We start from the raw sequence: 21,492 nt of genomic DNA, 5'->3' as shown, positions 1-21,492 counted from the left end.
CGAACCGGGCGCTCCACCGCCAGCCTGACATTGTGATCTTGTTGGCACCTTGTAGGTTGTAGGCGATACCTATGACCTGTGTCCGGGAGGGGGGTGGCCGTGACCGAATGGGAGCCGGCCACCGAGGCCGAGGCGGCCCTGCGCGACGCGTTACTCGGCAATGACCAGCAGCTTTACTTCCGGATCTTGTCCAGCGTCGAGCTGCTGCTGCCGGTCTCCGCGCAGGCTGCGGCGGGCCGGGCACCGGCGGGCTGGGGTACCTGGACCACCGGCGGACGTACGCACGTTCTGGCGTTCACCTCCGCCGAGGCGATGCGCGTCTGTCTCGGCGAGCACGTCGGCCCGAGCCGACGCGCCGGCTACGCGGAGCTGGCGACGTCCTGGCCTGACCACGAGTGGTGGCTGGCGGTCAACCCCGGGCTCCCCATCGAAGGCTATCTGCCTGCGTGGTACGTCTCCCAGCTGTCGCGCGGCGACGTCCGGCTGCCGGGGCGCACGCTGGGTGCCCGCGCCCGGCTGGAACGCGTCGAGGCGCTGAACCGGTCCCGCGGCGCGACCCCGGGCGCGCCTGTTCCGTCGGCTCCGGCGGCGGCGAACGGTACGCCGAAACAGCGACCGCCCGGTATCCGTCCGAGCCGACCGACGGTACCGCCGGTTCCCGCGAACATCCATCGTCCCGAGGTGCCCGTGGTGGTGCCGGGCCCGACCGTTCAAGCGGCCCGGCAGGAGCCTGCCGGATGGGCGCCCGCCCCGCCCGGCCAGGACACGCCGGACAACTCGCCGAACGCAGGTGACGATCGTCCTGGTGCCGTTGGCGGCGACCGGCGGGGCGGCCTCGGCGGCGGGCCGGAAGGTTCGGGCGGTGCGCCCCGACGCCGGCCGACGCCCTTTCGAAGCGAGGATCCGGGCCTTCCCGAACCGGGGCGGCCGACGACGTCCGCAGCGCCGGGTCCACCGGCCAACGGCCGTACCGCCGAGACCGGCGCCGAGCAGACTCCACCGCGATCCTACTTCGAGCCCGCGGCCGGCCGGTCAAGCCATCGTGGTGACCGGCTGGCCGATCGGGCCGCACCGCCGGCCCGGTTCCGGAGCGGTCAGCCATTTCCTCGGCGGGGGTCGGCAGGCGACACGTCGTCCGAGGAAAACCCGCGCGCCTTCGTCTTCACCGAGGACGACCGTTCCGCCGATCGGACCCGAACCGAGGCGACCGAGGAAGCGCCCCAGCCACTGCCGGCACCCGGTCCTGCGGCCCAGGAGACGACCCGGCCGCTGCGGGTGACAACGCCAGCCGGCTGGGCTGCGCCCGCTGGCGTTGAACCCACGGCTGGCGGCGGGGAGGCGGCCCAGGCGCTACCTCGTCGCCGGCCGACGGACGACACGGACGGGGAGGAGCAGCCGGTGTCCGCGGCCGAGCCGGTCTCCGGCCCGCCCGCGACACGTCGCGGTTTCATGCCGATCGTGATCGAGGGCACCATCATCGAGGCCCGTGACCTCGCCCCCGCCAACGGGGTTCCGCCGATGCCCGCTCCGCGCCCGCACCGGCCCTCGGGCGACACAAAGCCAGAGGTGACGGTCCAGGTCCCGACGGCCGAATCCGAGCCGAAGGTGCCCGCACCGACGCTCAAGTCCGGGCCGTCCGGGCCGTCCGAGCCGTCCGGGCCGTCCGGGCCGTCCGAGCCGGTCGCGACTGCGCCGCCCGAGCCGACGGTCCCGGTCCAAACGGTGATCCCAGAGCCGGAGGTCGGTGCAGAGCCGGTGTACGCGTCGACGTCGCCGGCAGCCGCCCGGGTGCATCCGTCGCCCGCCGCGCCGTCGCCGACTGTGCCGCCGGTGATTGCCACGCCGACTGCGGAGGCCGCACCCACGGCTGGCGGAACAGGATCCGCCGCATCCGCCGCACCCGAACTGAGCGCCCCGGCCGCCGCTGGTCCGCCCTTCCAGCCAGCCAACGCGGTCGAGGAGGACCTCCTCGGTGCCGCGGGCGCCGGCAGTACCGACACGTTCCTGTCCACTCTGCTACTGGCTTGGGTCCTGCTGCCGGTCGCGGCCGATTCCGCCCCGGGCAGCCGGCCCGGCGATCCGGGGTTCGTCTGGCCCGCCGTCGAGCTCGACGGTCAGACATTCGTGGTGGCGTACACCTCGCCGCAACGCCTGGCCGACCACACCGACCCGGCCGCCGAGACGGTGCAGGTGCGCTTCGTGCAACTGATCCGCCGGTGGCCCGACACCTCGTGGTCGTTCGCGGTCAACCCCGGCACACCGGTCGGGGCGAAGCTGCCCGGTGAGCAGATCGTCGGACTGGCCACCTGGGCGGCCGACCTCGGTCTCGGTGACGACTCCGAGGGCGAGCCCGAAGCGAGCGCCACGGCCTCCGTGCCGTCAAGCGGTCCACGGCCGGCCGTACCGCCGGCCGACCCGGCGCGCCCGATCGTCATGCAGAAGGCCATCGCGCCCAGCCAGCTCGGTTACTACCTGGAGCGGGGCTACGACCGGGTTTCCGGATTCGTGCACCGGGCCAGCGAACTCGCCCACCTCACCACGCCGACCGCGCTCTACCAGGCGCTCGGTCTGAGTCACCCAGAGTCGCCCTTCGCGCCGGACGCCGAGCAGGTATACCTGCTCAGGTGGCCGGCGTACCGGCCGAGCCTCTACCGCATCCCGTACGGCGGGCAGCATGAGGCCGCGATGCGGGCAATGGAAGGCTGGGTTATCGAACGACCGCCGTTTCGTGGCAACGGCTTCGCGCCGGGCGAAAGCAGCGACGTGCTGGCCGAGTTCAAGGTGGACAGCGTCCGGCTGCCGCACGGAGCGCAGCTGCTGCGCATCGACGCGGCGGGCGTCGAAAGTTTGGTCGCCGTCCTCGACGCGGACACCTACTCCTGGCAACAGGTCGGTGAGCAGTGATGCGGGACGGCTACGTGGCCCGCTGGCGTGGCCGCGAATACCCGGCCAGCCCGGACGGCGCCGAGATTCGGCTCTACCAGCAGGAGGCGGCTGAGGGCTTCGCCGAGGTGCGTTCCGGCCGGCACGTCCGGGTGGTCCCGGCGGCCGAGGTCGAGGAGTTGGCGTACGTGCGGACGACCTGCACCTGGAAGGGGCAGCCGTTCATCGTGCTGGCCGAACACGACGGGTGGCTGCGGGTCGAGTACACCGGCGGGCGCTGGCCGGTCGCCCAGGCGATGCGGCTGGAAGCCTTCGACTTCGGCGTCTACCAGGGATGGGCTCCCGTCGGTGAGGTCACCGACGTGCGCGAAAAGCGGGTTTGAGGCAACGGCGTCAGGATTTCGCCCAGCGGAGAATCTCGCCCAGCACCAGCTCCGGTGTCTCCAGGTGCGGGAAGTGTCCGACGTCGTCGAGCAGCCGCCATTCGTACAGTGCGCTGACGTAGCGCCCCGAGCCCTGGGCGGTACGCGGCAGCGAGGCCACGTCGAGCGCGCCGTGCAGTTGCAGGGTGGGGGTCACCAGCGGACGCTGCATCAACTTGACGAACCGGTAACCGTGTAGCCGCAGCACCGACCGGAACGCCCAACGGTAGCCTTCCAGCGCGCAGAACGCCGCCTGCGGGATGCACATGCCCTCCCGGTAGCGCCGCGCGTAGCCGGCGAACTCCGGTCCGGTGACCCAGCGGACGCCGCCCCAGCGGCGCAGGATCTCGTCCACGGCCCGCCCCTCGTCGCGGGTCAGCAGGTGCTCGTAGCGGGGGAGCTGGAACTTCAGCGCGGAAGTCGAGGCGGCGAACTGGCCGCGCGGATCGGCGAAGAGAGCGGCGCGTAGCCGCAGTGGGTGCGGAGCGCCGAGTACCACCAGCCGGCGGACCAGGTTCGGGTGGAACGACGCCACCGTCCAGGCGATCATCCCGCCGGCTCCGGCGCCGACCACGGTCGCCGAGCGTTCGCCCAGAGCGCGGATCAGCCCGGCGACGTCGGCGGCCAGCGTGTAGCCGTCGTATCCCCGGGGCGGCTTGTCACTGGCGCCGTAGCCGCGCAGATCCATGGCGACGGCGCGGAAGCCGGCGTCGGCGACGGCGGGCAGCAGCTGGTGCCAGGCCCACCAGTGCTCGGGGAAGCCGTGCAGGAAGAGCACCATCGGACCGGTGCCCGCCTCGACGACGTGGAACCGGCTGCCGTTGGCGCCGACGAACCGGTGCGTCCAGGGTCCCTCCGTGAGGACGCAGGACTCGTCGACGGCGCCGCCATGCTGCTCGGTCATGACCGACAGCCTAGGACCCCGACGCCGATCGTCCGCTCGGCGGCGCTCAGCAGCGGCCAGCCGGCCGGGCTGAGCTTCAGGATGCCGGCTGAGATTCCGGGACCACGGTCCACGCCACCGCAGGTTCGCCCGGTTCTCGCCCGCACCCAGGTGGCCGGTGGCGGAGGTGGTGGTCGGCTTCGTGCAGCGCGTACTACCGACCGTCGTCGGTGACCTGGGTGAGGCACGGACCCGTCACCGCCGCGGCTGAGCCGGCCAGCAGGGTTCGCGCAGCCTCTCCCCAGCGTGATGCCCCGGGCAGGTGACCGGCCCGGGGCATCGACGTTGCTGCTCGGTGAATCACGAGAAACGGACCTTGGTGTAGGTGCCGCTCTGCTTGAGCACCTTGATCCTGGTGCCGGTTGCGGGAAGCTTGACGCCGTGGTTCGGCAGCTCAGGGAACCAGTACTGCTTGGTGTCGTCGAACAGTGGCTGCGCGGCCTGGCCGCGGATATGCTGCGGCTGGCTGTCCAGGTGCAGCGTGAACGAGTCCGTCTTCTTGAGGCCGAACGGCGCGTCGTGAACCTGGATCCGGGCCCGCCAGGGCTGCCCGGTCAGGTTGTAGATCGGTCGCGGGTGAGCGTCGATGATCAAGTTTCGGCCCTCGCCCGGGTGCGCGAACGTGTCGTTGTCCGTCCACCGGGTGTTCCAGTACGAGATCAACAGACCCTCCTGGTACGGGTAGTGCTCCACGTAGTCGGGTCTGGTGTCGGCGTACCCGAAGAAGTACGGCCCGGTTTTCAGGTACTTGTCGTACGAGATGTGCTGCCGGGTACCCGCGATGTAGTAGTTCGCGAAGCTCCGGGTGTAGCTCTCCTCCACCACCTCGAACCCGCCGGCCAACGCCCAGTCCGCCGCGCCGGATTCGGCACCGTCGGCGAAGACGGTCTCGCCGTCGACGGTCAGGGTGACCGCGTCTGCGGAGAACCCGCCTTCGGAGACACCGCCGTCGGTGTGGTACCGCAGCCGGAACGCGACATCGTGGCCGGCCGCCGAGTCCAGCGGGATCTCGATGTCCACCCACTTGTCGTCGGAGCTGCCGTCCAACGCGAACCTGCCAGGGGAGATCTCCCTCAACGGCCGACCGCCGACGCTGCCGGACTGGGACGTCCAGGTCCGTCCGCCGTCGACCGAGGTCTCGAAGAACAGGAAATCGTAGTCTTCCTCGATGCTGTAGCGGCCCTTGAGCGACAGCGTCGCCGACGACTTCCCGGTCAGGTCGAACGTCCGGGTCATGGTGCTGTTCAGATCGTCGGCGTCGCCGGAGAAGAACTGCCTGGTGCCCTCGAACGGCACACCGTTGTCGAAGGTGTACTCCCGCTCGGGCAGCACCACCACGGCGGCCTGTGCCTCCGTGGTGTCGTACTCCTGTGGGCCGAGGGTCAGTGTCCGCTTCTGCCCGGCCGCGATCACCTCGTACGCGAGCCAGCCGAGCTGGAGTTTGTTCCAGGCACCGAGGTCGCCGCCGCGCTCGCCGATGCCGCCGTCGTTCTTGGCGCCGAGCCGGCTCTGCGCCATCAGCGTCCAGTGCTCGTTGTTGTTGTCGCCGCCGCTGATGACGTTGTAGTCGTCCGGCAGGCCGAGATCGTGGGCGTACTCGTGGTAGAAGACGCTCCGGCCGCCGTTCTCCGGCTGGATGGTGTAGTCGCCGATCCAGATGCCGGTGCCGCCGATCTGGGTGCCGCCGGCCGGGAAGTTCGGCGGGCCGGTGCGCCCCTGATCGGAGGCGTACGCGTACCAGCGGTGGCTCCAGATGGCGTCCTCGCCGTGGATCGGGTCGCCGTCGGCCATGTCGCCGCCGGCGTGCACGATCTGGAAGTGGTCGAGGTAGCCGTCGGGCTCGTTGAAGTCGCCGTCGGAATCGTGGTCGTAACGGTCCCACTGGTCCATCGCCCGCACGTCGGCGGCGATCTCCTCGTCGCTGCGGCCCGACGCCTGCTGCCCGGCCACCCACTGGTTGGCGGCGTCGCGCACCAACGCCCAGACGTTGGTGCAGACGATCGACTCGCACGGGTAGCCGCTGGAGCGGCCGTACCGGGCCTGGTTGTAGTCGACCTTGACCCAGTCGGTGACCACGCCGTCGACGCTGTACCGGCCCGAGGACTGGGCCTCGTAGTACTGCTTCACCGACTCGTCGCCCGGGCCGGTACCGAAGTAGAGCTTCCGGTAGTGGTCGGCGTCGTAGTCCGGCTGCCAGACGGTGGAGTTGTCCGTTGACCGGTTCGGCTCGGGGATCTCGTTGTGCGTCGGACCGTCGAACCGGACGGGGCCTGCGACGTCCGGATCGGTGTCCTGGTCGGGGTAGTCCGGGTGCCGCTTGTCGCCGAACTCGGCGAGGATCACGAAGATCCGATCGGTCTTCTCCCGGGACAACTCGACGTACTGTTTCTCGGTGGGGCCGCTGCCGCCCTTGGTTGTCCTGGCCCGGCGATCGGCCATGCCGCCACGGGTGGCCCGTTCGCCTACCTCGACCACTGTGCTGCCGTTGATCCGTCGCGTTGTGGCGCGGCCCGAGAGCACCTCGCTGAGGCCCTCCTGACGCAGGGCGCGGCGCTTGGCCTCCAGCGGGTTCGGCAGGTCGTGTTCGGCGTGGGCGGGCTCCGCGCCGGATGACGCGGCCGCCGGCGTTTCCGGCTGCGGCGTGGCGGTGGCGGATCCGGCGACCGTCAGTCCGGTCGCGGTCAACGAGAGCCCGAGCAGACCCACTGCGACTTTCCGCACGTGGTACCTCCGGATTGAGGGAACCGGCCCGTGGGGGTTGCGGGCCGGTGAGGTGGCCCGCGAAGGGGCCGTAGGTGAATTTAGGCACTGGTGGGGCTGGTGGGAAGCAATCCGAAGGACTGTTGTAGAAGAGGGTTCACTGTCCTAGGAGGTCGGCCCGGTGAGGCGCCGCCGAACACGACGATGGGCGGTGGTCCACTCGGACCACCACCCATCCAGGTCGTACGCCTTCTCCTCAGTCCTCGTCGGACTTCCCCGCACCCATGCCGGAGGCGATCTGCGTCATCACGGACGAGTCCTGCAACGTCGTCACGTCACCCAGTGAACGGTTCTCCGCCACGTCCCGCAGCAGCCGGCGCATGATCTTGCCGGACCGGGTCTTGGGCAACTCGGGCACCAACATGATCTGCCGAGGCTTGGCGATCGGACCGAGCGTCTTCGACACGTGGTCGCGGAGGTCGGCGATGAGCTGCTCGCCGGCCGCTCCGGAGACATCGGTGCTGCCACGGGGGATGGCGAAGGCGACGATCGCCTGACCGGTGGTGGGGTCGGTGGCGCCGACCACCGCCGCCTCCGCCACCGACGGATGCGAGACCAGCGCCGACTCGACCTCCGTGGTCGAGATGTTGTGCCCCGACACCAGCATCACGTCGTCGACGCGACCCAGCAGCCAGACGTGCCCGTCGTCGTCCTTCTTCGCACCGTCACCCGCGAAGTAGATCCACGGATCGCCGGAGTTGCCGCTCGCACCCGCCCCGAACCGGGACCAGTACGTCTCGATGAAGCGGTTGTCGTCGCCCCAGATGGTGCGCAGCATCGACGGCCACGGCTCACGCAGGACGAGGTAGCCGCCGCCACCGTTCGGCACCGACTGCCCCTGGTCGTCCACCACGTCGGCGGTGACACCCGGCAGCGGGGTCATCGCCGAGCCCGGCTTGGCGGCGGTCACCCCCGGCAGCGGCGAAATCATCATGCTGCCGGTTTCCGTCTGCCACCAGGTGTCTACGATCGGCAGTTCGCCCCGCCCGACGTACTGCCGGTACCACATCCACGCCTCGGGGTTGATCGGCTCGCCGACGCTGCCCAGCAGCCGCAACGTCGACAGGTCGTAGCCGGTCGGGATGTCCTCGCCCCACTTCATCATGGTGCGGATCAGCGTCGGCGCGGTGTAGAGGACCGTGACGCCGTACCTGTCGACGATCTCCCAGAACCGGCCCTTGTGCGGCGTGTCCGGCGTGCCCTCGTACATCACCTGGCTGACGCCGTTGGAGAGCGGGCCGTACACGATGTAGGAGTGGCCGGTCACCCAGCCGATGTCCGCCGTGCACCAGTAGACGTCGCTCTCCGGCTTGAGGTCGAAGACCGCGTGCGAGGTGTACGACGTCTGGGTCAGGTAGCCGCCGGTGCTGTGCAGGATGCCCTTCGGGCGGGCGGTGGTGCCGCTGGTGTACAGGATGAACAGGGGGTGCTCGGCGTCGAACGGCTGCGCCTGGTGCTCGGCGGACGCCTGCTCCACCGTCTCGTGCCACCAGTGGTCCCGCTGCGACCAGCCGACCTCCTCACCGGTCCGCCGAACCACCAGGACGTGCTCGACCGACGGGCAGTTCGCCACCGCGTCGTCGACGGTCGGCTTCAGCGCGGACGGCTTGCCCCGCCGGTAGCCACCATCGGCGGTGATCACCACCTTGGCCGAGGCGTCCTGGATCCGGTTCGTCAGCGACTCGGCGGAGAAACCACCGAAGACCACGTTGTGCGTGGCGCCGATCCGGGCACAGGCAAGCATGGCGACCGCCGCCTCCGGGACCATCGGCAGATAGATCGCCACCCGGTCACCGGCGACCACGCCCAGGTCGGTGAGCGCGTTCGCCGCCTGGCAGGTCATCCGGTGCAGTTCGGCGTAGGTGATGGTGCGGGTGTCGCCCGGCTCACCCTCCCAGTGGATCGCCACCCGGTCACCCCGGCCGGCCTCGACATGCCGGTCAAGACAGTTGTACGCCACGTTCAACTGCCCGCCGACGAACCACTTCGCGAAAGGAGGCGTGGACCAGTCCAGCACCTGGTCCCACTGCCTGGCCCAGCTCAGCCGCCCGGCCTGACGCTCCCAGAAGGCCAGCCGGTCGGCCTGCGCCTCGGCGTACGCGTCGGCGGTGACGTTGGCGTGCGCGGCGAGTTCAGCTGGCGGCGGGAACTGGCGAGTCTCGTTCAGCAGATTGGCCAATGCCTCGCTCATGCCAGCACTCCGCTTCGCTTCGTGCCGGCATGAGGCTCCAGCGCGCTGCGTTGGTGATTCGCTCGCTGCCGCTCGCTCATACGGTGACTCCTCGTAGCTCCGGGTGACCTGCGTCTCTCCCCGGCAGGTTAGTCCGGGCGGCCGGCCACGGCGACCGATCCCCTTCGCCCTCGTCGCCAAACGGACCATCTCACGCGCCGAGGTGCAAGGAGGGTCCCTGTCAACGCCTCCGGTAGAGCAAGGGCCCCTGTTGACACTGCAGGTCGTGGGGCGCGTCGCGTTGACGGCCACTCCTGCCCGGCCACTCCCGCCGGGTCGCTAGCGTGACGGGGTGACCGCCGACCCGCTCGCGCCGCTACTCGAACTCGCCGACATCGCCGACGCCGTGGAGCGTGCCCGCACCCGATTCGACCAGACGCTCGGCCACCGTGCGCTGCGCCGCCACGGCGGCCCCGTGGTGGCCGAGGTGGGCCTGCGCTCCGCGGTGGCCAGCGCCGCACTGGAGGGCCGCGCCCACGAGCGGGAGGCAGTCCGCGACGGCACCGTCACCGAACCGGTGCTCCAGGGTGCGCTGCGGGTGGCCGGGGCACTTTCCAGGCTGAGCGAGCTCTGGCCCAAGGCTCCCCGACAGGCACTGGCGAAACTCCACGTGCTCGCCGCCCGCGACGTCGTCGCCGAGGCCGACCTGGGCCGCCCGGTCGACGACCCGGCGGTCGCCGCCCGGCTGGACGGGCTGGCCGGGCTGGTGGCCGGCGGCACCCGGGTACCCCCGCTGGTGCTGGCCGCCGTCGTACACGGGGAACTGCTGAACCTGCGTCCGTTCGCCGGCCCCTCCGGCGTGGTCGCCCGCGGCGCGGCCCGCCTGGTGCTGCTCTCCACCGGCTTCGACCCGCGCGGACTGCTCGCCGTCGACGTCGGCCACCGTGAACGCGAACCGGAGTACGTGGGTGCGGCCGGAGCCTTCGCCACCGGCACCCCCGACGGCCTACGATCCTGGCTGCGCCACTACATGTCGGCGATCGAGGCGGGCGCCGACCAGCTCACCGCGATCGGTGACGAGGTGCTGGCGACCACCTGAGCCCGGCATCAGGCCGGCGAGGTGCTGGCGCGGGTGCGACGGTGCCGGCCGTACCAGGCGATGCCGATGGCCACCCCGACACCCACGCCGAGCGCGGCCGCGGCGACCGGCACGGCGGGCCGCTCCCGCAGCCGCCGACCCAGCGGGATCGGATGCCGGAACTCCAGCACAGGCCAGGCGTTCTCCACCGCCAGCCGGCGCAGCTGCCGGTCAGGATTGACCACCGTCGGGTGCCCCACGCATTCCAGCAACGGCCGATCACTGTACGAGTCGGAGTAGGCGTACGAGTCGGCAAGGTCGTACCCGCGCTCGGTGGCGAGCTCACCTACCCCCGCCACCTTGCTCGGGCCGGCCGCGTAGAACTCGACCTCGCCGCTGTACCGGCCGTCGACCACGCCCATCCGGGTGGCGATCACGTCGGTCACCCCGAGCAGCACACCGATGGGACGCACCATCTCCTCACCCGAGGCGGAGACCAGCACCACGTCCCGGCCGGCGGCCTGGTGCTCCTCGATGAGGGCAGCCGCCTCGGCGTACACGTAGGGGTTGATCAGCTCATGTAGCGTCTCCGCGACGATCTGGCGGACCTGTTCAACCGGCCACCCCTTGCAGAGCGTGGCAAGGTAGTCGCGGGTCCGCGCCATGGTCTGCTCGTCGGTGCCGCCCAGCCGGAACATCAGCTGGGCGTACGCAGATTTGACCACGTCACGCCGGGTGATCAGGCCGTCCCGGTAGAACGGCCTGCCGAACGCCAGAGCGCTCGACTTGGCGATGACAGTCTTGTCCAGATCGAAGAAAGCGGCACTTCGGCCCACGGCGCGAAAGTCTAGCCCGATGGTCTATGGTCGGCGGGTACCCGGGTGCCGAAGAGTGCTCGGACCTGCGGGCCGACCATCAGCTACGCCTGCGAATAGTGACCACGGTCACACTCTGCGGACTCGATTTCGCAGGGAGTGGAGGTTACACCACTCGACGTACACAGGTCCGCTCAGGCAGACTTGCTTACAGGGCGAGTTTTCACGACTCGTACAACTGGCAGACCCTCGGCGGTCGCACCCCCCGTGACCGCTGAGTGGGTTCGGCTCGACCCCCCCGGAGCCGAACCTCCGACGGCCCCCGTCTCCCCCCGACGGGGGTCGTCCCTTTCCCGGTTCCGTTCCGGGCCAGGTGAAGGTGCCCCTCCCAGGTGGGCCGGGCCGGGCGACAGGCGGAAAGTCAGCGAACATCAGCCGCACCCGGTCGGCGTAGTCGTCGGGCGTGTGCGTGTACCGGTCCAGCGTCGTCGATGCCTTCTCGTGCCCCACCGCCCGCCGCACCACGTTGACCGGCACGCCGTCGGTCATCAGCCACGTGATGTACGAGTGCCGGAGGTCGTGGAACCGCAGCCCGCCGACCGCCGAGGCCGCCACGTGCGCCGCCGCCTCCGTGGCGAACTCCGCCCGCTGCTCCCGGCTGTCCCGATCCGGCCACACCGTCAGCCACCGGCCCGCCGCCACCTCGGCGACCCGGCCGAGCAGCCCGGCCCGTACCAGCGATGGCAGCCACACCCGCCGCCGGAAGTTCGACCGCCGCTGCGGCCCGCCGTCCCGGTCGGCGAAGACCAACGCCCGGCCGCCTGGCGATGCGCCGGTTCCCCGCCGTGAAGAGCCAGTGCGCACTACCAACGGAGACGGGCGAGTCACGTCGCGGATTGCTGGCTGGATGTGCCGTTGAGTCGCCGGCTGGATTGACGCAGCCGGGTCAGGACAGGGTGTAGCACCTATGAACACTGCATGAATCACCGCAGCTTATGGGTTGTCTGCATGACAGAACAAGTCAGCTCAGCCGCACAACAAACTGCCGAAACACTCTCTGTAGGATCAAGGCGGCCCGCAAGCGTGCCGCGCCGGCCGGCCACGCTTACGGGACGACCAGGAACCCTGAAGACCCGGGGCTTCGCCCCGAACCCCGGCCCTCCTCAGAGATCAGCGGCGCGGATTTCCTCGTCGGGCACCACAAGGCCCACCAGCCTCCCCGGACGGGGCCAAGGTTGTTCGAACGTAGGCGCTCCACCTTGTCCCCGTCCGGAGAGGCTGGACGGTCTGGCAACTGCCCGACGAGGAGATCCGTGACGGACAGCGTTAGTTGTCACTTTGCGGCGTTGTTTGTCCCGCTAGGCAGCAGTAGCCCATGGGATGCCGAGTCACTGCAGGTGGAACCGTTCGTCGATGGCGAGGGCCGCCAGCTGCGGCACAGAGAACGGCAGGGTCGCTAGCCCTGGCCGCCGGCCATCGCCGAGCTCCATGTCCTGCGCGACGAAGACCACCACACCGTCCGGGTGCCGGTACGCCGCCCACTGGTCGAACCGGTCGTCGCTGCCAGGACGAATTACCACGCCGACCTGTGTCGTTCCGACAGTCACCACCTCGCACTCGCCCTGCATGCCCCAGAACTGCTGGGCCAGCGGGCACGGTTCGGCCGGTAGCTGACTGCCTGAGGTGTGCACCTCGACGAGTAAGCGCCCGGTCCGTTCCCCTTGCGCCAGGGCGGCCCAGGACATGTAACTCCACACGTCGACGCCGTTCACATTGTCCTCGAATTGGGCCTGGTAGGCCCGCAGTTGGTTTTGGTCAGCGGGCTGGTTCGCCGGGTCCTCGGGCGCGGTGTAGCCGGCGGGCACGACGGAGACGATCTCGTCGAGCAGCCGAATTCCCTGGTCGTGCCGGGAACCCGCCCGCGCGGTCCGGTCCTCCTGCGGGCGGCCGTCCGGTCCGGTGGGCCACGGCTGCGCGGTGTCCTTGGCCGACGGGTGCGGGACGGCCTGCGGCCCCGGACCCGCCGGGCTGAAGCCGCCAGCGCCCGGCGTGGCGACTGCCGCGACGCCGGCGACCGCCAGTACCACGGCCGCGGATCCGGCGCAGGCCCAAGCGGTACGGCGGCGGGTACGCGCCCGCCGAGCGGCGCCCAGCGTGGTGGCCGTGCTCAGCGGTGACGGCGGGGTGACGGCCGCCATCTCGCTGCGCAGCGCCTCACGCAACTCATTTCCGTTCATCGCTCCCCCTTCTCGATACCGCTGTGCATGGGCTGCAGGAGGCCGTGCAGCGTGTCCAGCCCGCGGGCCGCCTGGCTCTTGACCGTCCCAGTCGAGCACCTCAGCAGTGCCGCCGCCTCCTCGACCGACAGGTCCTCCCAGTAACGAAGAACCAGGACGGCCCGCTGGCGCGGTGGTACGGCGGCAAGTGCCTGGAGCATCACCAGCCGGCTTTCCGGCGAGTCAGGCGGTGCAGACTGCTCGGCATCGTCCCCGCCGACCCGCTCCCGCCGCCACCAGCCGCGGCGCCGCTCATAGAGGAAGGTCCGGACCAGGATCTGGCGCACGTAGGCGTCGAGCACCTCGTGCCGGGCGATCCGGTTCCAGGCCAGGTAGAGCTTTACGAACGCGGTCTGGACCAGGTCCTCTGCCCGGTGCCAGTCGCCGCACAGCAGGTACGCGGTGCCACGCATCGCGTCCGACCTCGCAGCGAAGTACTCCGCGAACGCCGCGTCGCGATCACCCATGCAAACCTCCGATGCCCGATTCGAGATAGTCACGCTCGGTCCGGCTCCGCGCGTTGCTCCTCGGCGCGAAATATTCGTGGGGCCCCACTCTCACCGGGCTATCGAAACGGATCGGGCCGATACGCGACGACCTGACGACGTCCGAACGGCAGGGCCGGCGAGCGCGCAGCCCAGCCCGGGCCATCCATGGGCCAGTAGCCATAGGCCCAACGGTCACGAGCGGGCACGAGACGCAACCGAGCCACCCACCGGGGCAGCGTTTCGGGCATCACGACCGGTTGAGCGCGCCCTTCCGAACTTCGGGTTCGACGGCCAGGATCAGAGCGCGTACCAGCGCTGCAAGGAAGGCATGGACCCGCCAGTCGTCGAAGGCTTCGATGCCGTCGACCAGGTCGACGTCAACCTTTATGCGTTGCTCGTCGGTCATGCGACAACCGGCGCCATGAAAGGAGTAGTCGATGCCCGTGGTCGACCGTCCTTCGCGAGGCAGTACCCGAGTTGACCTCACCGCCGTCAGTAGATCGGACAAGCCGGTCAGCTCCGGATAGGCCGCGAAGAGGCGGTCGCGGATCCGCTCGAGGGCTGCCCCCGTAAGACCTCACGGCATCCACCGCCAACTGTTCACGCTCGTCCACGTCATCACTATGGGCGGTCGCTAAGGCGATTTAGTACAGCCGTCCGTACAGCCAAGGCGGGCGACCTTTGACCCTTCGAAGCGGACGCGGGGCGACGAGACGAGCAGGTCAGCTGTGGTAGTCGACGCCAACCGACAGCAGTCTAGATCTTCGCAAGGCATGGGTTCAGTTGCACAGGCGCTCGCGGACTGCCCTGCGGGCGGCCTCCTGCCGTCTTCGGGCGCCCGCAGCGCGTCATTGAAAATCAGCGGATCGTCAGCGAACGCCGTACCGCAGTACACACTCGATCATGTTCGACGGCACGACCGGTGCGTCTGACCACGCGGTACGGCGCTCGATCAGGGCACTTTCCCCCGACTGAGGTCGTCCCTTTCTCAGACTTCGCTCCATCACAGGTCACAGTCCTCCCCGATCTCGTCGGCAGCCCATCCAACGAGGCTCTTCACCGTCAGAGGCAGCGAAAGCATCGAAGGCCGCCATCGTGCCGTAGCCGTCCGGGTCGGATGTAGCGGTCGGGGCGTCGGGGTTGACGGTGAGGCAGGCGAGTCTTCCTGACGGAGGGCCTGTCTAGCGGATCACGGCCCGAGCGGGGGTGCGGGTCGGCTCGAAGCAGACCAGCGCCCTGCCCCGTCCGTCGGTCACGACCCAGGGGTGGCCGACGAAGGTGTGCTGCCGGTGCGAAGCGTCTGGTCGCAGCACCGCGTACTGCCTGCGCTGGCCGCGGTGGTCCAGCCAGTAGATGATCACAGACCGCGATCTGAGGTTGACGAACTCGACGCTAGTCTCGGCGCCACCACCCACCGAGCGGAGGCCGCGCTCCCGCCATGCGGGTTGCGGCGTCAGGTCCCTTGGCTCGGGTGGGCGAGTGCTCTGGGGCGGAGTCGCCGCTCGGGTGGGTGGATTCGGGCTGACGCTGGGCGGGCCGGGGTGCCGCGTGGCCTTTCGGGTGGCCGTGGATCCTGCCGCCGTCGTCCGGCTGGGTGCCACCGGACGGGAGGACGAGGCTCCGGCGACGGACGACGAGGCGGTTGGTGCGGACGGTGACACCGGCACGTCACGGGATGACCGCACTTCCGACGCCGGGGTGACCCGTCCGCCCGGCGGCTGCGGGGCGGCGGCCGACGGCGGCTCGGCCGTCGGCCAGAGCGCGGCGACCATGAGACCGACGACCGCGCTGGCGGTGCCCACCAGCAGGAGCAGGTGACCCCGACGGGCGGTGCCGGGCTGGGTGGGCTCGACAGGGGTGAGGTCGGCCTCTTGCGCAGCCGGCGCAGCCGGCGTGGGCGGCGGCTCGCTGGCCCGAAGGAGCGGTGTCGTCGCGGGGGCTGGGAGCGCCGGCGGTACCGGCGGCTGGCTGTAGGAGCGTGGATCGAACAGCCACGGCCCGATCCGGAGGCTCGGCTCGGTGTTGGCGTCGTCGTGATCTGGGGGCTGCCTCATGACCTCGATCCGTCGAGGAGTGCCGTTCCGCCGACGGCACAGGACGTTGATTATGCGTGGTCCGCGTCACTTCCCGCCATGGTTGACGGGGGACGAATGTATGCGGTCTGCGGCCGATCGGCATAGCAGATCAACGAGCGTCGTGGGTGTTGTCCACAGAGGGCCTGTTTGTCCACAGGACGTTTCGTCGGGGCTTCGTCGGGGGCGCCGCCGGGGGCAGGGTTCGAGCAGCGAACCCGCGCCGTCCACATGGAGGCCACGATGCCAGCACGTACCGCTGTCCCGTCACGCCGGAACCCTCCGCTGGTCGTTACCTCGGACGCCGACCTGCTCGACGACTTGCTCCGGCTTGCCGCTGCCGGCGGTGTCGAGGTGGAGGTGGCCGCCGATCCGGCAGCCGCCCGGACCCGCTGGCAACCCGCCCCGCTGGTCCTCGTCGGGACCGACCAGGCCCAGCCGTGCCTACGGGCGCGGCTGCCGCGCCGCCCCCGGTTGGTCCTGGTGGGCCTGGCTGGCGGAGTCGAGTCCGGCTGGCAGGTGGCCGACCTGCTCGGTGCCGAACACCTCGCCGTGCTGCCGGCCGCCGAGCCGTGGCTGGTCGACCGGTTCGCCGAGTGCGGGACCGAGGGCCCACCCACAGCGGGGGCGCGGATTGTCGGCGTGGTCGGCGGACGGGGCGGCGCAGGTGCCAGCATCCTGGCCGGCGGTCTCGCGGTCTGCGCCGCCCGGGCGCGGCTGCGGACGCTGCTGATCGACGCCGACCCGCTCGGCGGCGGCCTCGACCTGGTGCTCGGCTGGGAGCAGTTGGAGGGGCTGCGCTGGCCGGCACTGACCGCAACTGACGGGCGGGTCGACGCCCCGGCCCTGGTACGCGCGCTGCCCAGCCGCGGTGACCTGGTGGTGCTCTCCTGGGATCGCGGCGATCTGATCAATGTGCCGGCCGAAGCGATGGCGGCCACCCTGGACGCTGCCCGTCGAGGCCGGGACTTCGTGGTCGTCGACCTGCCCCGGCAACTCGACGACGCGGCCGTGACGGCTCTCCAGGCGGCCGATCGAGCGTTTGTGGTGGTGCCCGCCGAACTGCGGGCTACCGCCGCCGCGGCCCGGGTGGTCGCGGCCGCCGCCCCACACTGTCACGACCTGTCGGTCATCGTCCGGGGCCCGGCACCCGGCCACCTCCGTGCCGCGGAGGTAGCCCGAGCGCTCGGCCTGCCGCTGGCCGGCACCCTGCGGCCGGAACCGGGAATCTGCCGCGGTCTCGAACGGGGTGAGGCACCGGCCGCCGGTGGCCGGGGCTCGCTGGCCGGGCTCTGCCAGCGGATAGTCACCGACCTCACAGGGCGGCCCGCAGCGGGTGTGGCGTGACCGGGGAGAACCTCGCGGCCCGCGTCCGGCAGCGGATCGCCGCCGGCACCACGCCGGTCACCCCGGCCGCAATCGTCTCCGCGGTACGCGCCGAGCCCGATGCCGCCGTACTCGGTGACAACGCCCTGCTGCGGATCGCCGATCAGGTACGCGACGACCTGGTAGGCGCCGGCCCGTTGGCGCCGCTGCTGGCCGATCCCGAGGTTACGGACGTACTCGTCAACGGGGCCCGGGTGTGGGTCGACCGTGGGCAGGGGCTGCACCAGGTCGCGGTGCCGGTGGGCACAGCGGAGGACGTACGCCGGCTCGCGCAGCGGCTCGCCGCCGGGGCCGGCCGCAGACTGGACGACGGTTCGCCGTGCGCGGACGCGCGGCTGGCTGACGGTACGCGACTACACGCGGTGCTGTCGCCGGTTGCGACCGACGGTCCGTACCTGTCGCTGCGCACCTTCCGGCAGCGACCTTTCACTCTGGACGAGCTGGTCACGCAGGGTGCCGTGGCCCGTCCGGTGGCGCCGGTGCTCGCCGCAGTGGTGGCGGCCCGGCTCGCCTACCTGGTTATCGGCGGTACGGGTTCGGGCAAGACGACTCTGTTGAACACGCTGCTCGGGTTGGTGCCCGCCACCGAGCGGATCGTGCTGGTCGAGGACGCGGCCGAGGTGCGGCCGGTGCACCCGCACGTGGTCGGGTTGCAGGCCCGCACCGCCAATGTGGAGGGTACGGGTGCCGTCGGCCTGAGTGAACTGGTTCGGCAGGCGTTGCGGATGCGGCCGGATCGGCTGGTGGTCGGCGAGTGCCGGGGCGGGGAGGTGGTCGACCTTCTCTCGGCCCTCAACACGGGTCACGACGGCGGTGCCGGGACGATGCACGCCAACACCCCGTCGGACGTACCCGCCCGTCTGGAGGCGCTCGGCCTACTGGGTGGGCTACCACGCCTGGCCCTGCACGCTCAGGTGGCTGCCGCGCTTCAGGTGGTGTTCCAGATTCGTCGCACGCCGCAGGGACGCATGCTGGAGTCGATCTGCCTGCTGCTGCCCGAGGGGCCCGACCGGCTGGTCACCGCTGTTCCCGCCTGGATCCGGGGTCGTGGGCTCGGGCTCGCGGCCCGTGCTCTCGGCACTCTGATCCGGAGCCGCGACGTCCCGGTGCCACCGATCCTGTGTGAGCCCTGGCCCGGATCGGCAGCGCGCAGCGGGATGCCGACATGAGCGTCGTGTATTGGCTCGTGGCTCTGGCGCTGCTGGCTGTTGCAATGCGCCCTGTCCGGGCTCGCCTACTTCCGGGCAGGGGCGCGGCCGGCCGGGCGGAGGCCGACGATCCGTTGATCGACTGGGTCGTCGAGCTACGCGCGGCGGGCAGGCAGGTTGATGGCGACGGTCCCGGCGACCTGCGGCGGGGCCAGCGGTATCGCACGGGTGTGGAATGGCCGACAGCCACCGGCACACCTGGCCCGGCCGGTGTGGCCGGTGGGTCACTGCCGGCTCTGCCGAAGCCACCTGCCGTGTCCGGCCCGGCGGCGTCGGCCCTGCCGGGTGCGGCGCCCCTGCCGACCTTGCCTGCCGTGTCCCGTCCGCCGGGCTGGCGGAGCAGTCGAGGCCCGACCGGCGCCACCCTGCCCGGCGGTGCACCCCTGACGGGTTCAGCAACCGCGACCGGTCTGGGCTGGTGGGCGGCGAGACCACGGCGCACCCTGCTGCTCACCGCATTGTTCGGCGCGGGGATCGGTCTGCTCCTCGCTGGTCCGGTGGCGGCGTTTGCCCTGGCCGGATACGGCTCCCTCGGCGTGCGGGGGCTGCTCCGGCGCGCGACGGCGCTCCGGGTGGCGCGGGCCCGTCGCGAGCGGTTGGACCAACTGTGCGCCCTCGCGGCGGATCTTCGGGTCGGGCTGCCGGTGCCGGTGGCCGCGGAGGTGCTGAGGCTCGGTGGTGTGGCATCGAGCGTCGATTGCGCCCCGGGCCAGGCGGTCGCCGTAGCGATGGACGGCGACGGAGGTGGCGGGGCCGTCTCGGCCGGCGGCTCAGCGGGGGCGGCGATCCCTGTGGACCGCCCTGGGCGGCTGGCCCGGGCCGCGATACGTCTCGCCGACCGGACCGGTGCCCCGCTGGCCGAGTTGGTCGAGCGGATCGAGTCCGATGCGCGGTCGGCGGAGCGAGGGCTGGCCGCGGCGGCGGCCCAGGGCGCCGGGGCTCGGGCGACCGCCTGGCTGCTGGCCGCCCTACCGCTGGGCGGTATCGGTCTTGGCTACGGGATCGGGGTGGATCCCCTTCAGGTCCTGCTGCACACGCCGGTGGGTGGCGGCTGTGCGATCGCCGCGGTGATCCTCCAAGCGATCGGGTTGCTCTGGGCGGAGCGACTCGCGGCCGTCCCGGGCGGGGAGAACTGATGGCCTCGATGACCCTGGTCGTCGCCGGCTGCCTGGCCGGTGCCGCCTCGATCGTCGTGGTCGTGGTTGGTCGGCATCGGCCGCTGCGTCGGTTACGGCGGCTGTCGAGCGGTGCGTGGGCCGCCCGCCTTCCGGATAGTGGTGGCGACGCTCCTGCCCGCGTACCCGGCGGCCGGCGGCCCGACCTGGTCCGGATCGCCGCCGTGCTGACGGGGGCGGCGGTTGCGGTGCTGATCGAGGGCGCGCTCGGCCTGGGAGCGGCGCTGCCCACAATGCTCCTGCTCGACCGGCTACTGCGGAGGATCGAGCAGCCGGCCGTGCGGCGTCGGCGACTGCGTGCCGCAGCCGACCTTCCTCTCGCTGCCGACCTGCTGGGGGCAGCGCTGCGGGCAGGAGCGCCGGTGGAACGAGCGGTACTCGCGGTGGCCGATGCGCTCGGCGGCCCGCTGGCGGATCAGTTGGGCCGGGTAGGCCGGACCCTCCAACTCGGCGGCGGTCCGCAGGAGGCGTGGGCGCATCTGGCGACGGTGCCGGGAGCGGATCGCGTCGCCACCGCCGCGGTCCGCTCGGCGAGCAGCGGGGCGGCACTGGCGGGTGCCCTCGGCCGGCTTGCCGATGATCTTCGCGCTGACCGTGCCACCGCGCTGGAGGCGGCCGCCCGGCGTGCGGGCGTGCTGATCGTACTGCCGCTGGGCCTCTGCTTCCTGCCCGCCTTCATTCTCGCCGGCCTGGTGCCGGTGATCGTCGCCGTCCTCGGCGACGTGTTGTGAACCCATCGAGAAGGGACGAAACATGCGAAGAATTCTCGCCCGCCTTCGCGGGGACGCCGGGATGAACACCGCTGAGTACGCCGTCGGGACGCTCGCGGCGGTCGCCTTCGGGGGCGTCCTGCTGAAGGTGTTGACCTCCGACGGCGTGCAGTCCGCGTTGACTGCGGTCATCGACCGGGCACTGAATTGACCGGGCGCCGGCCGGCCGGTCGCGACCGGGGGTCCTTCACCGCCGAGCTGGCGGCCGGTCTGCCGGCGCTGGTGTTGCTCCTGCTCGCTGGGCTGACCGCGGTCAACGCCGTGAGCACCAAGGCAGCCTGCCTGGACGCGGCCCGGGAGGCGGCCCTCGCCGCCTCCCGGGGCGAGCAGGGTTCCGCGGCGGGCAGCCGGCAGGCCCCGGCGGGCGCGGAGGTGGTCGTTGACTCCGACGGTGAGCTAGTCCGGGCGACTGTCCGGGCTCCGGTCCGTGCGCTCGGCGCCAACCTTCCCGCGATCACTGTCGTGGCCACGGCCGTCGCGGCTGTCGAGCCGGGCCCACCGGAGCCGCGGCCATGACGGCCGTGGCGGGTGCCGCAGGCGTGGATCGTGGCGGGGGCGCAGCGGTCGGCGGCACAGCGGCCGACTCGGCTGTCCCGCCGGCTGGTGCCCGGCGGGCGGGTAGGCGTGACGAGCGCGGTGGGGCGACCGTCTGTCTGCTCGCGGTGGGCCTGCTGTTCGTCGTGGCCGGTTTCTTCGGTGCCGGGGTGGGCGCGGCCCGGGTGGCGCGTCAGCAGGCCCACGTCGCCGCCGACTTCGGTGCCCTGGCCGGCGCGGCCCGCGCGCTGGCGGACGAGCCGGCGGCCTGCGCCCGGGGGGCGGAGCTGGTCGCGGCGAACGGCGCCCGGCTGGTCTGGTGCCGGCTCGACGGGCTCGACGTGCTGGTCACCGCGGAGGTGATCGTGGACCCGCTGCCGGGGATGTCCCGGACTGCCCGGGCCACCAGTCGCGCCGGGCCGCTGCGTGGCTGACCGAGGCCGACGGGGCGGACGCCGCCATGCTGGCTCTTCCGTGTCACGGCAGCCGGGTCGACCAGCGGGCCGGCCCGC

20 protein-coding genes are annotated in these 21,492 nt (G+C 71.4%); 11 read left to right on the top strand and 9 right to left on the bottom strand.

The genetic code is table 11. The features are described 5' to 3' along the window. Positions 1-99: 99 nt before the first annotated feature. Together ACFHWY_RS12965 and ACFHWY_RS12960 are read left to right on the top strand one after the other, a co-directional pair. Positions 100-2,904, top strand: a complete 2,805-nt coding sequence (locus ACFHWY_RS12965; RefSeq protein WP_416580410.1) for an SseB family protein — start codon at positions 100-102, stop codon at positions 2,902-2,904. After that, the gene (locus ACFHWY_RS12960) at positions 2,901-3,266 is read left to right on the top strand and encodes a hypothetical protein (protein ID WP_416580409.1); all 366 of its coding nucleotides are present in this window, start codon (positions 2,901-2,903) and stop codon (positions 3,264-3,266) included. Before ACFHWY_RS12965 ends, ACFHWY_RS12960 begins: the two co-directional genes overlap by 4 nt. A gap of 10 nt (positions 3,267-3,276) precedes the next feature. On the opposite strand, the gene ACFHWY_RS12955 is transcribed toward ACFHWY_RS12960, so the two are convergent. The 3 genes from ACFHWY_RS12955 to acs form a co-directional block, all read right to left on the bottom strand. Then, positions 3,277-4,209 (bottom strand): alpha/beta fold hydrolase, encoded by a 933-nt coding sequence (locus ACFHWY_RS12955; protein ID WP_416580408.1) that lies wholly within the window; start codon positions 4,207-4,209, stop codon positions 3,277-3,279. A gap of 339 nt (positions 4,210-4,548) precedes the next feature. Further along, positions 4,549-6,954 (bottom strand): immune inhibitor A domain-containing protein, encoded by a 2,406-nt coding sequence (locus ACFHWY_RS12950; protein WP_416580491.1) that lies wholly within the window; start codon positions 6,952-6,954, stop codon positions 4,549-4,551. A 250-nt stretch (positions 6,955-7,204) separates the two neighbouring features. Beyond that, positions 7,205-9,199 (bottom strand): acetate--CoA ligase, encoded by a 1,995-nt coding sequence (gene acs / locus ACFHWY_RS12945; protein WP_416580407.1) that lies wholly within the window; start codon positions 9,197-9,199, stop codon positions 7,205-7,207. 331 nt (positions 9,200-9,530) lie between these two features. Here acs and ACFHWY_RS12940 point away from each other — a divergent pair, with 331 nt between their 5' ends. Beyond that, on the top strand, positions 9,531-10,277 hold the full coding sequence (locus tag ACFHWY_RS12940) for an oxidoreductase (protein WP_416580406.1): 747 nt from the start codon (positions 9,531-9,533) through the stop codon (positions 10,275-10,277). Positions 10,278-10,285: 8 nt separating this feature from the next. Here the strand turns inward: ACFHWY_RS12940 and ACFHWY_RS12935 are convergent, their stop codons facing one another. The 6 genes from ACFHWY_RS12935 to ACFHWY_RS12910 all read right to left on the bottom strand — a co-directional run bounded on the left by ACFHWY_RS12935 (position 10,286) and on the right by ACFHWY_RS12910 (position 15,250). Continuing rightward, a complete protein-coding gene (locus tag ACFHWY_RS12935) occupies positions 10,286-11,092 on the bottom strand; it encodes an HAD family hydrolase (protein ID WP_416580405.1) in 807 nt (268 codons plus the stop codon). Between the two features lie 108 nt (positions 11,093-11,200). Next, positions 11,201-11,686 (bottom strand): tyrosine-type recombinase/integrase, encoded by a 486-nt coding sequence (locus ACFHWY_RS12930; RefSeq protein WP_416580490.1) that lies wholly within the window; start codon positions 11,684-11,686, stop codon positions 11,201-11,203. 773 nt (positions 11,687-12,459) lie between these two features. Next, positions 12,460-13,308, bottom strand: coding sequence for a hypothetical protein (locus tag ACFHWY_RS12925; RefSeq protein ID WP_416580404.1), 849 nt, complete (start codon positions 13,306-13,308; stop codon positions 12,460-12,462). Continuing rightward, positions 13,305-13,814, bottom strand: a complete 510-nt coding sequence (locus tag ACFHWY_RS12920; protein WP_416580403.1) for a SigE family RNA polymerase sigma factor — start codon at positions 13,812-13,814, stop codon at positions 13,305-13,307. The genes ACFHWY_RS12925 and ACFHWY_RS12920 overlap by 4 nt, the downstream gene beginning before the upstream one ends. A gap of 268 nt (positions 13,815-14,082) precedes the next feature. Next, positions 14,083-14,385 carry a DUF6896 domain-containing protein gene (locus ACFHWY_RS12915; protein WP_416580489.1) on the bottom strand — a complete coding sequence of 101 codons (303 nt, stop codon included), beginning with the start codon at positions 14,383-14,385 and terminating at the stop codon, positions 14,083-14,085. A 631-nt stretch (positions 14,386-15,016) separates the two neighbouring features. Then, positions 15,017-15,250, bottom strand: a complete 234-nt coding sequence (locus tag ACFHWY_RS12910) for a hypothetical protein (RefSeq protein WP_416580488.1) — start codon at positions 15,248-15,250, stop codon at positions 15,017-15,019. A 133-nt stretch (positions 15,251-15,383) separates the two neighbouring features. On the opposite strand from ACFHWY_RS12910, the gene ACFHWY_RS12905 reads away from it, so the two are divergent. From ACFHWY_RS12905 to ACFHWY_RS12870, 8 genes are all read left to right on the top strand, one after another. Next, the gene (locus tag ACFHWY_RS12905; protein WP_416580496.1) at positions 15,384-15,653 is read left to right on the top strand and encodes a hypothetical protein; all 270 of its coding nucleotides are present in this window, start codon (positions 15,384-15,386) and stop codon (positions 15,651-15,653) included. Between the two features lie 497 nt (positions 15,654-16,150). Then, positions 16,151-17,254: a septum site-determining protein Ssd gene (ssd, locus tag ACFHWY_RS12900; RefSeq protein ID WP_416580402.1), complete on the top strand. Its 1,104-nt coding sequence runs from the start codon at positions 16,151-16,153 to the stop codon at positions 17,252-17,254. Then, the gene (locus ACFHWY_RS12895) at positions 17,251-18,462 is read left to right on the top strand and encodes a TadA family conjugal transfer-associated ATPase (protein WP_416580401.1); all 1,212 of its coding nucleotides are present in this window, start codon (positions 17,251-17,253) and stop codon (positions 18,460-18,462) included. The genes ssd and ACFHWY_RS12895 overlap by 4 nt, the downstream gene beginning before the upstream one ends. After that, positions 18,459-19,637: a hypothetical protein gene (locus ACFHWY_RS12890; RefSeq protein WP_416580400.1), complete on the top strand. Its 1,179-nt coding sequence runs from the start codon at positions 18,459-18,461 to the stop codon at positions 19,635-19,637. Before ACFHWY_RS12895 ends, ACFHWY_RS12890 begins: the two co-directional genes overlap by 4 nt. Continuing rightward, on the top strand, positions 19,637-20,407 hold the full coding sequence (locus tag ACFHWY_RS12885) for a type II secretion system F family protein (protein ID WP_416580399.1): 771 nt from the start codon (positions 19,637-19,639) through the stop codon (positions 20,405-20,407). The genes ACFHWY_RS12890 and ACFHWY_RS12885 overlap by 1 nt, the downstream gene beginning before the upstream one ends. A 22-nt stretch (positions 20,408-20,429) precedes the next feature. Next, on the top strand, positions 20,430-20,597 hold the full coding sequence (locus ACFHWY_RS12880) for a DUF4244 domain-containing protein (RefSeq protein WP_221086552.1): 168 nt from the start codon (positions 20,430-20,432) through the stop codon (positions 20,595-20,597). Continuing rightward, positions 20,594-20,962 carry a TadE family type IV pilus minor pilin gene (locus ACFHWY_RS12875; RefSeq protein WP_416580398.1) on the top strand — a complete coding sequence of 123 codons (369 nt, stop codon included), beginning with the start codon at positions 20,594-20,596 and terminating at the stop codon, positions 20,960-20,962. The genes ACFHWY_RS12880 and ACFHWY_RS12875 overlap by 4 nt, the downstream gene beginning before the upstream one ends. Next, positions 20,959-21,414, top strand: a complete 456-nt coding sequence (locus ACFHWY_RS12870) for an Rv3654c family TadE-like protein (RefSeq protein WP_416580397.1) — start codon at positions 20,959-20,961, stop codon at positions 21,412-21,414. The genes ACFHWY_RS12875 and ACFHWY_RS12870 overlap by 4 nt, the downstream gene beginning before the upstream one ends. Positions 21,415-21,492: the final 78 nt, after the last annotated feature.

The sequence above is a fragment of the Micromonospora sp. LOL_024 genome (assembly GCF_048060415.1).
GTDB lineage: Bacteria > Actinomycetota > Actinomycetes > Mycobacteriales > Micromonosporaceae > Micromonospora.
This window is presented reverse-complemented; position numbering and strand designations above follow the sequence as displayed.